The sequence below is a fragment of the Bradyrhizobium sp. LVM 105 genome (genome assembly GCF_003957705.1).
GTDB lineage: Bacteria > Pseudomonadota > Alphaproteobacteria > Rhizobiales > Xanthobacteraceae > Bradyrhizobium > Bradyrhizobium frederickii.
The window spans coordinates 81,351-96,539 of the sequence record NZ_QZMV01000012.1; the positions used below are offsets into that span (position 1 = coordinate 81,351).

Below are 15,189 nucleotides of genomic sequence, written 5' to 3' on the forward strand. Positions count from 1 at the left end.
CCGCTTATTTCTATGGTTAACGGAAAGCGAATTTTTATGGTTAGCGAGGGGTTAACAGGGTTCCGGGCCGCATTGACCGTATCCGGCATGGGGCTTAAATCGCGGCCATGGCCCTCAGAGAAATCATCATCCTGCCCGACAAGCAGCTGCGTCTGGTCTCCAAGCCGATCGAGAAGGTCACCTCGGAGATCCGCAAGCTTGCCGACGACATGTTCGAGACCATGTACGACGCGCCCGGCATCGGCCTCGCTGCGATCCAGGTCGCGCAGCCGCTGCGGCTGATCACCATGGACCTCGCCAAGCGCGACGAGAACGGCGAGACCAAGCCGCTGCCGCGCGTCTTCATCAACCCCGAGATCATCGCCTCCTCCGAGGAACTGTCCATTTACGAGGAAGGCTGCCTCTCGATTCCTGAATATTACGAGGAGGTCGAGCGCCCTGCGAGGGTGCGCGTGCGCTTCACCGATCTCGACGGCAAGGTGCACGAGGAGGACGCCGAAGGCCTCTTTGCCACCTGCATCCAGCACGAGATCGACCATCTCAACGGCGTGCTGTTCGTCGATTACCTCTCCAAGCTCAAGCGCGACCGCGTGATGAAGAAGTTCGAGAAAGCCGCCAAGCGCGCGGCGGAGTAGGCCACGTCCTCCGCCGTCATGCCCGGCCTTGTGCCGGGCATCCACGTTCTTTGCCGCCCCGAGCAGGAAGAACGTGGATGGCCGGGACAAGCCCGGCCATGACGAGTACCTTGCTCGTTGTTCGAGGATTGTCTCGTCACATGCCCCTCCGCCTGATCTTCATGGGCACGCCCGATTTCTCCGTGCCGACGCTGCTCGAGCTGGTCGCGCATGGCCACGAGATCGTCGCCGTCTACACCCGTGCGCCGAAGCCGGGCGGGCGGCGCGGGCTGCAATTGCAGCCGACCCCGGTCGAGGAAGCCGCGCGAAAGCTCGGCGTGCCCGTGCTGACGCCGAAGACGCTGAAGACCCAGGAAGCGCTCGACGAATTTCGTGCCTTCGAGGCCGATGCCGCCGTCGTGGTCGCTTACGGCATGATCCTGCCGCAGGCGATCCTCGATGCGCCCAAGCTCGGCTGCTACAATCTGCACGCTTCGCTGCTGCCGCGCTGGCGTGGCGCCGCCCCGATCAACCGCGCGATCATGGCCGGCGATGCCGAGAGCGGCGTGATGGTGATGAAGATGGATGTCGGCCTCGATACCGGCGACGTCGCGATGGCCGAGCGTCTTGCCATCACCGACAGTATGACAGCGCTCGATCTGCACGACCGGCTCTCGCGTCTCGGTGCCGATCTGATGGTACGGGCGATGGCCGCGCTCGACCGCGGCGGGCTCCAGCTCAAGAAGCAGAGCGCGGACGGCGTCAGCTACGCCGCCAAGATCGACAAGGCCGAGGCGCGGATCGACTGGCGCAAGCCGGCGCGCGAGGTGCTGCGCCACATCCACGGCCTGTCGCCGTTCCCCGGCGCCTGGGCCGAGCTTGAGAACGCGCGCGTCAAGATCCTGCGCTGTGAGCTGGCGCAAGGCGCCGGCGAGCCGGGCGCGGTGCTCGACGATCAACTCACCATCGCCTGCGGCGAGGGCGCGATCCGCATCATCGAGCTCCAGCGCGAGGGCAAGGGCCGGATGCAGGCTGCCGACTTCCTGCGCGGCGTGCCGTTGAAGGCGGGAGCCAAATTCACCTGACACTGTCATACCCCGCGCAGGCGGGGTATCCAGTAAGCCGAGGCTTCTCGGTCGAACCGATAGGCCGCCGCGTACTGGATCGCCCGGTCAAGCCGGGCGATGACAGCAAACTGGAAACCGATGCCCCGCTACAAGCTCACCATCGAATATGACGGCGCGCCGTTTTTCGGCTGGCAGGTGCAGGACACGCTGCCCTCGGTTCAGGGCGCGCTGGAAGCGGCCGTGAAGGCGATGACGGGGGCGGACCTGCGGGTGCATGGCGCCGGCCGCACCGATGCCGGCGTGCACGCGCGCGGTCAGGTCGCGCATGTCGACGTCGACAAGCAATTCCCGCCGGGGCGTTTTCGCGACGGGCTCAACGCGCATCTGCGCCCGCATCCGATCGCGGTGTTAGAGGCCGAGATCGTGCCCGACAGCTTCGAGGCGCGCTTCTCGGCGGTGAAGCGGCACTACCGCTATCGCGTCATCAACACCCGCGCCAATCTCGCGCTCGATGCCGGCCACGCCTGGCGCGTGCCGCGCAAGCTCGATGCCGAGGCGATGCATGCGGCAGCCCAGCGCCTGCTCGGCAGGCACGATTTCACCACCTTCCGCGATACCGAGTGTCAGGCCAAGTCGCCGGAGAAGACGCTCGACCAGCTCGACGTGATGCGCGACGGCCGCGAGATCATAATCGTCACCTCGGCGCGCTCGTTCCTGCACAGCCAGGTCCGCTCGATGGTGGGATCGCTGGTCTGGGTCGGCGAGGGCCGCTGGACCGCCGACGATCTCTCCGCAGCGCTCGCCGCCCGCAACCGCGCCGCCTGCGGCATCGTCGCGCCGCCCGAGGGCCTGTATCTGATGAAGGTGGATTATTAGCCGCTGAAGCCGCCACTGTCGTCATGGCCGGGCTTGTCCCGGCCATCCACGCTCTTTCTTTCCAGAGGCGCCGAAGAACGTGGATGCCCGGGACAAGCCCGGGCATGACGGCGGAAGGCCGGCGGTTCGCGACTACCCGAAATACCGCGTCAGTATCCCGCGATACACCTTCGTCAGTTTCTCCAGATCGGCAACCGGCACCCGCTCGTCGATCTGGTGCATGGTCTGCCCGACCAGCCCGAACTCGATCACCGGGCAATAGCTCGCAATGAAGCGCGCATCCGACGTGCCACCCGACGTCGACAGCTCCGGCTTGCGCCCGGTCACCTCCTCGATCGCGGCGACGGCGAGATCGGTGAACGGCCCTGGCTTGGTCACGAACACGTTCGAGTTCGAGGGCTCCCAGACGATGCGGGCCTTGATGCGGTTGCCGCAGGCTTTGGCGAGGCGCGTCTCCACCAGCTCGCGCAAGCTCGCCTGGGTGTGATTGTCGTTATAGCGGATGTTGAACTTGGCGCGGGCTTCGCCGGGGATGACGTTGAAGGCCTTGTTGCCGACGTCGACCGAGACGAATTCGAGATTGGACGCCTGGAACTGCGCACTGCCATGGTCGAGCGGCTCGTCGGAGATCGCCACAATCAGCCGCGAAATGTCCGGCACCGGATTGGAGGCGCGATGCGGGTAGGCGACGTGACCCTGCACGCCGTCGACGACGAGCGTGCCGGATTGCGAGCCGCGGCGGCCGACCTTGATGGTGTCGCCGAGCGTCTCGACATTGGAGGGCTCGCCAAGCACGCAATGATCGAACTTCTCGCCGCGCGCGGCGGCCCATTTCAACAGCTTGATGGTGCCGTTGATCGAGACGTCTTCTTCATCGCCGGTGATCAGGAACGAGATCGAGCCCGAGCCTGATTTTTGGCCGTCGGCACGCGGCTTGCCGCCGTTGGCGGCGAGATGCTCCAGCACCGCTGCGACCGAGCAGGCAATGCCGCCCTTCATGTCGACCGCGCCGCGGCCGTGCAGGATCCCGTCCTTCACTTCGCCGGAGAACGCACCGACGCTCCAGGCGCTCTCCTCGCCCGGCGGCACCACGTCGGTGTGGCCGGCAAAGGTGATGTGCGGCCCTTCGCTGCCGATCCGCGCGTAGAGATTGTCGACGTCGGCCGTGCCCGGCTCGCTGAATGTCACGCGGTGACAGGTGAATCCGGCAGCGCCGAGGACTTTTTCGAGCACCCCGAGTGCACCGGCATCGACCGGGGTTACTGAGGGGCATCGGATGAGGTCGCGGGCAATGGAGAGAGCATCGGTCATGCGCCCCGCTTAACATGCATGCCGCCGGGTGGGCTAGCATGAGGCGGGACAATTTCAATCTCGCGGCTCTGGTCCCAGCCTCTTGCGGAGGTCGCCGCGGGCGTGGAATCGTCCTCGGCTTTCGGATCGGGACCGAACCGGTTGGGCCCCTGGGTGCCGCGCAAGAATCCGGTCTCGACAAAAGCGGCGACGGAGAGGATCACGCCTCCCAGCGCGAGCGGCAGCATCCAGTAGGTGTCCGGAAGGCGGTCCTCGAACTGATTGTAGAGGCCCGGAAGCACGAAATAGGCGAGCAGCCACCATGCGCTCTTGTCGCGGTCATGCAGGCGCTTCACGACGATCGCGAGATAGGTCCAGAGCATCAACGCGGTTGCGGCCAACTTGAGCAGCAGCAGCGGCAGATTGTCCAGCAGCGACCATCGGTAGGCTCTGGGATCGACGATCTTGAAGACGTCGTCGGCATTCAGATCGAAGGATCCGACCTCGCCGCCGAGCACGGAGATGATTCCTACGTAGAGCGAGACCAGCAGGATCATGCCGAACAGGACAGAGATCAGGCTGCACCAGAACCCGGTGCGGCGCATGCGGCCGTCGAAGCGGAAGAGATACCAGGTCCAGCGCATCCGAGGGGCTCCAGGCGGGACGGGCCGCCCGAAGATTGGTCGCGATGCAGGGAGGGTGGGTTCGATACAGTACAAACCCGTCATCCCCGCGCAACGGCGAAGCCGTTGTCGCTGGAAGTGCGAGTGGCGCGATGCGAAGCATCGCGCCGGGAGCCTCGAAGGATGAACGGTCTAAAGCGCGATGCGATTGGGATGAATCGTCATCGCGCTTTAGGTTGTTGTTTAAGCATGATCTTTTCGGAAAACCGCTGCGCACTTTTCCGGATCATGCTCTAGGTGTTGCGGCAGCCGGCCCGTCGCCCTTCGAGGGCCGCCGAAGAGGCGGCCACCTCAGGGTGACGGGGATAGATGTGGTGCGTGGCGCCCATCAATCCCGCAGCAGCTCGTTGATGCTGGTCTTCGACCGCGTGCGCTCGTCGACGCGCTTGACGATGACGGCGCAGGCGGTGCTGGGGCCGATCTGGCCGTTCTTCATCGGCTTGCCGGGCAGGGCGCCGGGCACCACCACCGAATATTCGGGCACTTCGCCCATGAAGACCTCGCCGGTCTCGCGGTCGACGACCTTGGTCGAGGCGCCCAGGAACACGCCCATCGCCAGCACCGCGCCCTTGCGCACGATCACGCCTTCGGCGACCTCGCTGCGCGCACCGATGAAGCAATCGTCCTCGATGATCACGGGCTCGGCCTGCAGCGGCTCGAGCACGCCGCCAATGCCGGCGCCGCCGGAGATGTGCACGCGCTTACCGATCTGCGCGCAGGAGCCGACGGTGGCCCAGGTGTCGACCATGGTGCTCTCATCGACATAGGCGCCGAGATTGACGAAGGACGGCATCAGCACGACGTTCTTGGCGATGAAGGCCGAGCGGCGCACCACGGCGCCGGGCACCGCGCGAAAACCGGCATCGCGGAAACGGTTCTCGCCCCAACCCTCGAACTTCGAGGGCACCTTGTCCCACCAGGTCGCCTTGCCCGGGCCGCCATTGATGACGCCCATGTCGTTGAGGCGGAACGAGAGCAGCACCGCCTTCTTCAGCCATTGATTGACCTTCCACTTGCCGTCAGCGCCGCGCTCGGCAACGCGCGCCTCACCCTTGTCCAGGGTCTCCAGCGCCTGGTCCACGGCCTCGCGCACCTCGCCCTTGGTCGAGGTCGAGATGGTCTCGCGCGCGTCGAAGGCGCTGTTGATGGTGGATTCGAGGGCTGCAAGGGACATCGGGATTTCCTCTGGGGAAGGCGTGGTTTCGCGTGAATTGGAGCGCTTTTTCGGGATTTGGGCCGGGAGAGTCAAGCTTGGTTCGGTGTCATCACCCGCGAAAGCGGGTGATCCAGTACGCCGCAGCCGTCGTGATGAATCGAGATGCTGGTGATTACTGGATACCCCGCCTTCGCGGGGTATGACGGCTACGTTGGGTGGGACAACCCAGCCAAAAACCCCGCCAGATCATCCGTGACGTAGTCGACATGAGCGGCGTCCCGCCCCTCCAGTTCCCAGTCCTCGCGCACCACCTCCTTCGTGCCGTCCGGCACCACCAGCACCGTGGTCATGCCCAGCGCGTGCGGGACGGTGAGGTTGCGGGCGAGGTCCTCGAACATGGCGGCCCGGGTGGGATCGACCGAATGGTCGGAGAGGAATTTCCGATACGTCTGTGCCGCCGGCTTCGGCTCGAATTCGGCGGCAATGATGTCGAACACGCCGTCGAAATGCGAGGCGAAGCCGAGTCGCGCCAGCACCGCATCGACATGGTCGACCGAGCCGTTGGTCAGGATCAGCTTGCGCCCCGACAATTTTGCGATGGCTTCGCCGAGTGCCGGGTTCGGCTCCAGCGGCGAGTGGTCGATCTTGTGGACGTAGGCGAGATAGTCGTCGGCGGAAACGCCATGCAGGGTCATCATGCCGCGCATGGTGGTGCCGAAGCGACGGTAATAGTCCTTCTGGATGTTGCGTGCTTCGTCCGGGCCGACATTCAGCCAGTTGCAGACGAACTCCCCGATCCGCGCATCGACCTGCTGCCACAGGTTGACGTGATGCGGATAGAGCGTGTTGTCGAGGTCGAACACCCAGGTGTCGACATGCGCGAAGGTGCGGGGCAGGGTCATTGCAACTCTCTCGCTCACGGCGCGGCAAACCGCAGCGTCTTGCCGCTGCTGGACATGTCGACCGCGCTAAAGCCCGTCGCCGAAAATCCGCGCGCGCCGCAATCGGTCTGCTCATTGGTCTCGAACTTGGTCTCGCGCGTGCACAGCTGCCTGTCGCCGCCCCAGTTCAGCGGTCTGTCCTTCAGCTTGACGGTGCGGTTGTCGGCGTCGACCGCCTCCGCGAAGCTGAAGATCTGTTTCGGCTGGCCGGTCACGTCGGGATGCAGGCAGGTCTTGGGATCGATGCGATACCAGCCGCGGCTGGTCACGGACTTGCCGTCGTCGGTCGCGATCGCCGCCATCACCTTGTGCGGCGTGTCGTTGCACCAGGTGAGGCCGGTCGCAGACGGCGTCTGCAACGCATCGACCATGGTCTTGAAGAAGCCTGGCGAGCCCACGACGTCCGACGACAGGCCGCGGCTCTTCAGGAACGCGGCCAGCGCGGCCTGCGTCTTCGGCCCGTCGACGCCGTCGATCGGCGCGGCGTCATAGCCTGCGATCACCAGCAGCCGCTGGATGCCGGCAAGCCGCGCCTGCTCGTCGTCATATTCGGAATCCTCGGCGAGGTAGGCAACGAGGTTGCCGTCCGCGCCTTGCGTCGGCGTCACTTGCGTGAATGAGGCCTGGGCCTGGCCGGTGCGGCATTGCCGGGCCGCCGCAATGACGAAATTGTCCTGGGCGACACAGAGCATGTCGCTGCCGCTCTGCGGGATCGGGGAGGCGCCATAGACGCCGAGGGCGCGGGCGTTGAGCAAGATGCGGTCGGCGGTCAGCGTACCCTGCACCACCACGCGGCAGGTGGCGGGGTCGATCCTGAACCAGCCGCGCGTTGCGGTCGCCGCCTTGTCGTCGATGCCGATCGCGGCCTCGACCACATAGGACATGCGGTTGCAGATCTTGAGGTCGGCGAAGGCGGGGGCGGAGGAAACGACGAACGAGACGGCCGCGGCCGGCAGCGTCATCAGGAAGCGGGTGAGGCGGGAGCGGCGAGCCCTCGATCCGTCATGCCCGGCCTTGTGCCGGGCATCCACGTTCTTGGCTCCGGACGAAAGATCGTGGATGGCCGGGACGAGCCCGGCCATGACGCCCGTCTGTGTCCGCTCCCGCTTCACTTGTGGATCAGCGTTCCCGTGCCCTGGTTGGTGAAGAGCTCGAGCAGCACTGCGTGCTGCATCTTGCCGTCGATGATGACGACGCCCTCGACGCCCTGCTCCAGCGCGTAGATGCAGGTCTCGACCTTCGGGATCATGCCGCCGGAAATGGTGCCGTCGGCGATCAGCTTGCGCGCGTCCTTGACCGACAATTGCGGGATCAGCTTCTTCGACTTGTCGAGTACGCCCGGCACGTCGGTGAGCAGCAACAGGCGCTTGGCCTTCAGCGCGCCGGCGACCGCACCGGCAAAGGTATCGGCGTTGACGTTCAGCGTCTGGCCTTCCTTGGAGGTCGCGAGCGGCGCCAGCACCGGGATCAACTCGTAGCCGATCAGCTGGTTGAGCAGCGTGAGATCGACCTTCTCGGGGTCGCCGACGAAGCCGAGATCGATCGCCTTCTCGATGTTCGAGCCCGGATCGACGATGGTGCGTGTCGTCTTCGACGCCTTCACCATGTTGCCGTCCTTGCCCGACAGCCCGACGGCCTTGCCGCCGGCCTCGTTGATGTAGCCGACGATCTGCTTGTTGACCGAGCCGGCGAGCACCATCTCGACGATCTCGATGGTCGCGGCATCCGTGATGCGCAGGCCGGCCGCGAATTCCGACTGAATGCCGAGGCGCTTGAGCATGGTCGCGATCTGCGGTCCGCCGCCATGCACCACGACGGGATTGATCGCAGTCTGCTCGAGCAGCACGATGTCGCGGGCAAAGTTCTTGGCGGTCTCCTCGTCGCCCATGGCATGGCCGCCATATTTGATGACGATGGTTTCCTCGTCATATTGCTGCATGTGCGGCAGCGCTTCGGACAGGATGCGGGCCTGGTCGAGCGGGGAGATGTCGGTCATGTCGCGGTCTCGCTGGCGGAACGGTCGGTGCGCGTTCTATCCGATTGGCGGGCGCGGCGCAAAGTGTGGTGTTCGCTCTTACCCTCCCCTGGAGGGGGAGGGTCGATCGCGCGCAGCGCGAGCGGGGTGGGGTGACGGCCTCTCGGCGATGAGCAGTGCCCGAGTGGAGAGATCACCCCACCCCGGCGCACATTTCGCTACGCTCAATGTGCGCCGACCCTCCCCCTCCAGGGGAGGGTAAGAGAGCGTCACTTCCTCGCCATCACCGCGGCCAGCGTCACCGCCAGCCAGCCCGCGATCATCACCGTTCCGCCTGTCGGCGCCGCCATCGGAAACAGCGCGTGTCCGGCATATTGCCGCAAGGTGAGGTCGCCCGCGAACAGCGCGGCGCCGCCCGCCAAGCCGAACGCGGCGACGAGGCCAATTCCGCCATGCAGAAGGCCGCGCGCGAGCACGGCGATCACGGCGAGTATGGCGGTTGCATGAAACAGCAGCATGGTGCTCGCCGTGGCAAGCCGGCTCGCATCCGCGCCGTGGGCGGAGGCCGCGGCCAGCGCGACGCCGGCGGCGCCCATCAATCCGGCAAGCCCGATCAGGAGGCGATGGGCCGCCATTACTTGCTCCGCTCTTCCAGCAGCTTCGCCATCGCGGCGCGCAGGCTCGCCATGCCGGTCGAGCTGCGCGACGATGTCGCGAGCACGTTCGGGAACGCGGCCGGATGTTTGGCCAGCGCGGCCTCGGTCTCGGCGATGCGCGCCTGCAACTCGGACGCCTTCACCTGATCGGCCTTGGTCAGCACGACCTGGTAGCTGACGGCGGAGCGGTCGAGCGTGCCCAGGACTTCGAGATCGACGTCCTTGAGTCCATGGCGTGCGTCGATCAGCACGTAGACGCGGGCGAGCGAGGCGCGTCCGAGCAGGAATTTGTGGATCAGCTCGGTCCAGGACGCGACCTGGCTCTTCGGCGCCTTGGCATAGCCGTAGCCGGGCATGTCGACGAGACGCAGGTCGGACTTCCCCGGGACCTCGAAGAAGATCAGCTCCTGGGTGCGGCCCGGCGTGTGCGAGGTGCGCGCCAGCGCGTTGCGCCCCGTGAGCGCGTTGATCAGGCTCGACTTGCCGACATTGGAGCGGCCGGCAAAGGCGACCTCCAGCCCCGCCATCGGCGGCAGCGTCTGGATCGAGGGCGAGGCCCAGATGAACTGCCAGTCGCGGGCGAATAGCTTGCGCCCGGCCTCGATCAGCTTCGCATCTTTGTCGTCGGTCATGCGAAGCCTCGCTGCTTCCCCGCGTCATTGCGAGCGAAGCGAAGCAATCCAGACTTTCTCAGCGGAAACAGTCTGGATTGCTTCGTCGCTTCGCTCCTCGCAATGACGATTACGTCGCCTTCCGCGCGAACGTCGCCTTGAGATTGTCGAACAGCTCCACCTTCACGCCGTTGCGGCGCATGATGTAGCTCTGCTGGATCACCGAGAGCAAATTGTTCCAGGCCCAGTAGATCACGAGGCCCGCGGGGAAGCCCGCCAGCATGAAGGTGAAGATCAGCGGCATCCAGTTGAAGATGATCTGCTGCGTCGGATCCGGCGGCGTCGGGTTCAGCTTCATCTGGAACCACATCGTGATGCCCATGATGATCGGCCAGATGCCGAGCGCGAGGTAATAGCCGAACACCGGAATCGTGGTCGGATCGAACGGGATCAGCCCGAACAGGTTGAACAGGTTGGTCGGGTCCGGCGCCGAGAGGTCCTTGATCCAGCCGTAGAACGGCGCGTGCCGCATCTCGATGGTGACGAACAGCACCTTGTAGAGCGCGAAGAATACCGGGATCTGGATCAGCACGGGAAGACAGCCGGCGACCGGATTGATCTTCTCCTTGCGGTAGATCTCCATCATCTCCTGCTGCTGCTTCACCTTGTCGTCGGGGAAGCGTTCTTTCAGCGCCTGGAGCTGCGGCTGGACCGACTTCATCTTCGCCATCGAGGCGTAGGACTTGTTCGCCAGCGGGAAGAACAACAGCTTCACGATCACGGTCACGAGCAGGATCGAGATGCCGAAATTGCCGAAGAAGCGGAAGAAGAAGTCGAGGCCGAGGAACATCGGCTTGGTGAGGAAGTGGAACCAGCCCCAGTCGATCAGCAGATCGAAATGGTTGAGGCCGAGCTCCTTGTTGTAGCCGCCATGGCCGGCGAGCGGGAAGTTGATGCCGACCACGCCGGCTTCCTTGGCGCCCGCGAACAGCCGCGCGTTCGCCGTCGCGGTGCCGCCGATCGCGACCGTGACGGGGTCGAGCAGATAATCGGTCTGATAGGTGTGAACCTTGCCGACGGGGTTCGACGAGAACCGCGCCTGCAGCCGCGCATTGGTGTCGGGCAGCAGCGCCGAGGCCCAATACTTGTCGGTGATGCCGAGCCAGCCATTGGTGACGTTGTTGAAATTCACCTGCTTGGCTTCGTCGACCTGCTTGTAGGCATATTCCTTCAGCTTCTCGTCGCCGAGATAGCCGATCAGGCCTTCATGCAGGATGTAATAGCCGGAAACTTGCGGCGCGCCATGGCGCGAGATCAGCGCGAACGGATAGAGCGTGACAGGCGCATTGCCGACGTTGCTCACCTCGTCCTTGACCGTGAAAAGATAATGGTCGTCGACGGCGATGGTGCGGCGGAAGGTGAGGCCGTCGCCATTGTCCCATTTCAGGATCACGGGCGTCGACGGCGTCAGGCTGCCGCTGCCCTCCTGCTGCCAGACGGTCTGGGCATCCGGCATCTTTGCCGTCACGCCCGTCGCCGCAACCCAGCCGAATTCGGCGTAATAGGGCTCCGCCGTGCCCGAGGGCGAATAGAGGACGATCGGCGGCGATCTGGGATCGACCGTCTCGCGATATTGCACCAGCGCGATGTCGTCGATGCGGCCGCCCTTCAGCGAGATGCTGCCGACGATCCGCGGCGTCTCGATCTTCACGCGCGGGCTGGCTGCAATGGCGGTCTCGCGGGCGACGACCGGCTGGACCTGGTTCACCGCCGGCGTCGACGGCTGGGCCGCGCCGGGCTGCGGCGCGCTGCCTGGCGTCGCCGGCGCGCCGCCTGGCGTCGCGGACGCGCTCGGCTGGGGCGTGCTGCCCTTCTGCAGCTCGGCCTGCGTCTGCTGCTGGGCGCGCTGCTTCTCCATCTGCGGCACGTTGTAGAAATATTGCCACGCGATCAGCACCAGGCCGGACAGAATGACGGCGAGGATGGTATTACGATTGTCGGTCATCTCGATTGTCTCGTCATCAATCTGGTTTGCGGCTGGTCGCTGCGGCGGGACCAGGCCTGTGGCCGCGCGCCTTGGCCGTATGCCGCGCGGGCTTCGTGAACGCTATGCGCAGATCGTCGAGCATGGTGGCGAAGGGGCGCGAGAGCGCGTCCTTTCGGCCAACCAGCACATAATCATGATGGGGCGGGATCGATACCGGATCGAGCCGCTTCACCAATTCGCGAAGCCGGCGCCGGATGCGATTGCGCTCGGGGGCGTTGCCGTTCTTTTTGGTGACGGTGAAGCCGATCCGGATCGGGCCGCCGTCATCGCGGGGACGGCTTTGCAGGACGAACGCAGGACTGTTCACCCGCGCGCCATTGGCAACGGCGAGGAAATCCGCCCGCTGCCTCAGCCGATCCATGATGAAATCCCAAAAGGGGGTCTGGCTCAGGCGCTCAGACGCTTGCGACCGCGCGCGCGGCGGGCGGCGAGAACCTTGCGGCCGCCGGCAGTGGCGAGACGGGCACGGAAGCCGTGACGGCGCTTGCGCACCAGTTTGCTGGGTTGATAAGTCCGCTTCACGGGTTTTTCTCCGCTGACCGGGCAATTTGCCTGTAGAATTGATGGTAAAGTCCGGAAGATGCGGCCCAAAACGGGCCCTTTTCCGGCCCCAAGAGAGCCGCTCCCGGCGTCGCACCGGGTCATCGCGGACAATTTGCGCGGCTTATAAGCGAGCGCCTTGTTTTCGTCAACGCCGCACAAGCGCGCGATTCTGGTGAATATCGCTGTTTGTGCGGGGTTTTTAACCCTTGAGGTGGCGACTCGCGATATCAGCGCTTACATCCCACCTCGGCAGATTAGCGATCTGTAATTTGACCGGACCGGGGCCGGGTCGCATCTTCATTCCGCCAATCCTTCACCCGCCAGGCAGCGAGGGCGAATTTCGTGGCAGCGACAGACCGCCAGCCGATCCAGGATCAGGATCAGCCGGAGCAGCCGGTGATGCGCTCCCGCGGCGGGCTCGGGCTATCGGGCAAGCTGCTGCTGCTGACCGTGCCATTGGTGATGATCGCGGCCGTCCTGCTCTATGTGCCCGCCATTGCCAACTTCTGGGTCAACCGGCTGAACGACCGTGTCGCGGCGGCGAACACGGCGGCGCTGGTGCTGGATGCGGCGCCGCTCGGCATGGTTCCCGATTCGCTGTCGCGCCAGATTCTGAAGAGCATCAATGCCCGCGCGGTTGCCATCAAGATGGGCCAGCAGCGCCGGCTGCTCGCCAGCGACAACATTCCAGCCACCATCGAGCATGACATCGACCTGCGCGACATGACGGCGTGGGAGGCGATCACCGGCTCGTTCCGGATGATGCTGGAGACCGGCAACCAGGCCATCCGGATCGTCGGGCCCGGCGTCGGCACGGCCCAGTTCATGGAGATCGTCACCGACGAGCTGCCGCTGCGGCAACAGATGTACCGTTTCTCCCGCAACCTCGTGGTGGTCGCGCTGATCATCGCGGCGCTGACCGCCGGCCTCGTCTATCTCGCGCTTCACTATCTCTTCGTGCGCCCGATGCGGCGGCTGACCGCGAGCCTGGTCGGCTTCCACGAGAATCCCGAAAGCTCGGCGGGAATCATCGTGCCGAGCCAACGCAGCGACGAGATCGGGGTCGCCGAGCGGGAATTGTCGGATATGCAGCGCGATCTGATGTCGATGCTGCATCAGAAGAGCCGGCTCGCCGCTCTCGGTCTCGCCGTGTCCAAGATCAACCACGATCTGCGCAATCTGCTGGCTTCGGCCCAGCTGCTGTCGGACCAGCTCGCCAGCGTGCCGGATCCGCGGGTGCAGCGCTTTGCGCCCAAGCTGGTGCGCTCGCTCGAACGCGCCATCGCCTTCTGCCAGTCCACGCTGTCCTACGGCCGCGCCCAGGAGGCTGCGCCCGACCGCCGCATGATCCTGATCGAGCCGGTCGTGCTGGAGGTGCGCGAGACCGCAGGCCTTGCCTCCGATGCCTCGATAGCCTGGGTCGCCGCGATCGAGCGCGGGCTGGCGGTCGATGCGGATCCCGATCAGCTGTTCCGGGTGCTGCTCAACCTCGTTCGCAACGCCGCCCAGGCGCTGGAGAGTCATGCCTCCGGCGACGGCGGCCCGCAGCAGATCCGGATCACCGGAAAGCGCGAAGGCGCCGTCGCGATCATCGAGGTCTCCGACACCGGTCCCGGCGTGCCCCAGAAGACTAGGGAGCACCTGTTCGAGGCGTTCCAGACCTCCGGGCGTCCCGGCGGCAGCGGGCTGGGCCTCGCCATCGCCGCCGAGCTGGTCCGCGCCCATGGCGGCGATATCCACCTGGTCGAAGGCACCATCGGCGCCACCTTCCGCATCGTCATCCCCGACCGCCCGGTGGAGCTGCTCTCCATCCGCAACGAGCGGGCGAGGGCCTAGTCAGCCAGCGGCCGAGTGTGACGGGGCGATTCCCATGATGTCCGTCATTCCGGGATGGCCCGAAGGGCCAGGCCCGGAATCCATAATCCCAGCTGGTGGTTATGGATTCCGGGCTCGCGACTTCGTCGCGCCCCGGAATGACGAGCTGAGATGCGGAAATGCGCGAAAATACCCCCATTCCGGATCTTGCCAATCGGGACGAGAGCGGTTAGTCAGAGCGCTCTTTCGCACCCCCTCCGGCTCCGCCGGGGGCTGCGTCGCGGGCTATGCCCGCGCTGTTTGCGAAACACGCGCCCGTAGCTCAGCTGGATAGAGCATCAGACTACGAATCTGAGGGTCGGACGTTCGAATCGTTCCGGGCGCGCCATTCTTCGACGAAGGTCAGGACAAAGCAGCATCTGGTCGCCAGACGGGCCGAGACCGGATGGCTTCGCCGTGTGAGGAGCGGAATGAAGATATCGCAGGCGTTCAAGTTCGAGGCGGCGCATCGGCTGCCGAACGTGCCCGAGACCCATCGATGCCGCCGGCTGCATGGACATTCCTACCGGGTCGAGGTCCAGCTGGACGGGCCGGTCGATCCGCACACCGGCTTCGTCGCAGACTTCTTCGATATCGAAAAATGCTTCGCCGACATCCTGGAGGCGCTGGACCATCGCTGCCTGAACGAGGTCAAAGGCCTTGAGAACCCGACCGCCGAGAATATCGCGATCTGGATCTGGGACCGGTTGAAGCCGAGCCTTCGGCAGCTGTCGGCCGTTCGCGTCTATGAGACGGCGGATTGCTGGGCCGAATATCAGGGGCAGTGACGTCGGCCCGGCGCTGACCCGGCGCCGGCCTCACCACCATGAGCTGCAGCCGCTCATCGTGTGGATGGAGCATCAGCCTGCGAATCGT

Annotated in this window: 16 protein-coding genes and 1 tRNA gene; 6 read left to right on the forward strand and 11 right to left on the reverse strand. The window is 65.2% G+C overall.

The features are described from left to right. The first annotated feature begins 107 nt into the window (after nt 1-107). The 3 genes from def (at nt 108) to truA (ending at nt 2,557) form a co-directional block, all read left to right on the forward strand. Nucleotides 108-635 carry a peptide deformylase gene (gene def / locus D6B98_RS27835; RefSeq protein WP_126260229.1) on the forward strand — a complete coding sequence of 176 codons (528 nt, stop codon included), beginning with the start codon at nt 108-110 and terminating at the stop codon, nt 633-635. Nucleotides 636-775: 140 nt separating this feature from the next. Continuing rightward, nucleotides 776-1,699 carry a methionyl-tRNA formyltransferase gene (gene fmt / locus D6B98_RS27845; protein ID WP_126260231.1) on the forward strand — a complete coding sequence of 308 codons (924 nt, stop codon included), beginning with the start codon at nt 776-778 and terminating at the stop codon, nt 1,697-1,699. 120 nt (nt 1,700-1,819) lie between these two features. Then, the gene (gene truA, locus D6B98_RS27850) at nt 1,820-2,557 is read left to right on the forward strand and encodes a tRNA pseudouridine(38-40) synthase TruA (RefSeq protein WP_164718903.1); all 738 of its coding nucleotides are present in this window, start codon (nt 1,820-1,822) and stop codon (nt 2,555-2,557) included. Between the two features lie 132 nt (nt 2,558-2,689). On the opposite strand, the gene dapE is transcribed toward truA, so the two are convergent. The 11 genes from dapE to rpmH form a co-directional block, all read right to left on the reverse strand. Further along, nucleotides 2,690-3,868, reverse strand: a complete 1,179-nt coding sequence (dapE, locus tag D6B98_RS27855; protein WP_126260233.1) for a succinyl-diaminopimelate desuccinylase — start codon at nt 3,866-3,868, stop codon at nt 2,690-2,692. Next, nucleotides 3,865-4,491 carry a DUF805 domain-containing protein gene (locus tag D6B98_RS27860; protein WP_126260234.1) on the reverse strand — a complete coding sequence of 209 codons (627 nt, stop codon included), beginning with the start codon at nt 4,489-4,491 and terminating at the stop codon, nt 3,865-3,867. Before D6B98_RS27860 ends, dapE begins: the two co-directional genes overlap by 4 nt. A gap of 367 nt (nt 4,492-4,858) precedes the next feature. Then, nucleotides 4,859-5,704 carry a 2,3,4,5-tetrahydropyridine-2,6-dicarboxylate N-succinyltransferase gene (gene dapD / locus D6B98_RS27865; RefSeq protein WP_126260235.1) on the reverse strand — a complete coding sequence of 282 codons (846 nt, stop codon included), beginning with the start codon at nt 5,702-5,704 and terminating at the stop codon, nt 4,859-4,861. Nucleotides 5,705-5,892: 188 nt separating this feature from the next. Continuing rightward, nucleotides 5,893-6,588, reverse strand: a complete 696-nt coding sequence (locus tag D6B98_RS27870) for a pyrimidine 5'-nucleotidase (RefSeq protein WP_126260236.1) — start codon at nt 6,586-6,588, stop codon at nt 5,893-5,895. Nucleotides 6,589-6,602: 14 nt separating this feature from the next. After that, complete coding sequence (locus D6B98_RS27875; protein ID WP_164718926.1) at nt 6,603-7,589, reverse strand: DUF1036 domain-containing protein; 987 nt, start codon at nt 7,587-7,589, stop codon at nt 6,603-6,605. A gap of 146 nt (nt 7,590-7,735) precedes the next feature. After that, nucleotides 7,736-8,623: an acetylglutamate kinase gene (gene argB, locus D6B98_RS27880; RefSeq protein WP_126260238.1), complete on the reverse strand. Its 888-nt coding sequence runs from the start codon at nt 8,621-8,623 to the stop codon at nt 7,736-7,738. 248 nt (nt 8,624-8,871) lie between these two features. Further along, a complete protein-coding gene (locus tag D6B98_RS27885) occupies nt 8,872-9,237 on the reverse strand; it encodes a DUF423 domain-containing protein (protein ID WP_126260239.1) in 366 nt (121 codons plus the stop codon). Continuing rightward, entirely contained in the window at nt 9,237-9,890 is a 654-nt protein-coding gene (gene yihA, locus D6B98_RS27890) for a ribosome biogenesis GTP-binding protein YihA/YsxC (RefSeq protein ID WP_126260240.1), read from the reverse strand. The genes D6B98_RS27885 and yihA overlap by 1 nt, the downstream gene beginning before the upstream one ends. A 109-nt stretch (nt 9,891-9,999) precedes the next feature. Next, on the reverse strand, nt 10,000-11,874 hold the full coding sequence (gene yidC / locus D6B98_RS27895) for a membrane protein insertase YidC (protein ID WP_126260241.1): 1,875 nt from the start codon (nt 11,872-11,874) through the stop codon (nt 10,000-10,002). Nucleotides 11,875-11,890: 16 nt separating this feature from the next. Next, nucleotides 11,891-12,277, reverse strand: a complete 387-nt coding sequence (rnpA, locus tag D6B98_RS27900; RefSeq protein WP_126260242.1) for a ribonuclease P protein component — start codon at nt 12,275-12,277, stop codon at nt 11,891-11,893. Nucleotides 12,278-12,303: 26 nt separating this feature from the next. Next, the gene (gene rpmH / locus D6B98_RS27905; protein WP_008542748.1) at nt 12,304-12,438 is read right to left on the reverse strand and encodes a 50S ribosomal protein L34; all 135 of its coding nucleotides are present in this window, start codon (nt 12,436-12,438) and stop codon (nt 12,304-12,306) included. A 363-nt stretch (nt 12,439-12,801) separates the two neighbouring features. Between rpmH and D6B98_RS27910 the strand changes: the two genes are divergently transcribed. The 3 genes from D6B98_RS27910 (at nt 12,802) to queD (ending at nt 15,101) form a co-directional block, all read left to right on the forward strand. Then, a complete protein-coding gene (locus tag D6B98_RS27910) occupies nt 12,802-14,295 on the forward strand; it encodes a sensor histidine kinase (RefSeq protein ID WP_126260243.1) in 1,494 nt (497 codons plus the stop codon). Nucleotides 14,296-14,585: 290 nt separating this feature from the next. After that, nucleotides 14,586-14,662, forward strand: a tRNA-Arg gene (locus D6B98_RS27915). An 82-nt stretch (nt 14,663-14,744) separates the two neighbouring features. Then, nucleotides 14,745-15,101, forward strand: coding sequence for a 6-carboxytetrahydropterin synthase QueD (queD, locus tag D6B98_RS27920; protein ID WP_126260244.1), 357 nt, complete (start codon nt 14,745-14,747; stop codon nt 15,099-15,101). Nucleotides 15,102-15,189: the final 88 nt, after the last annotated feature.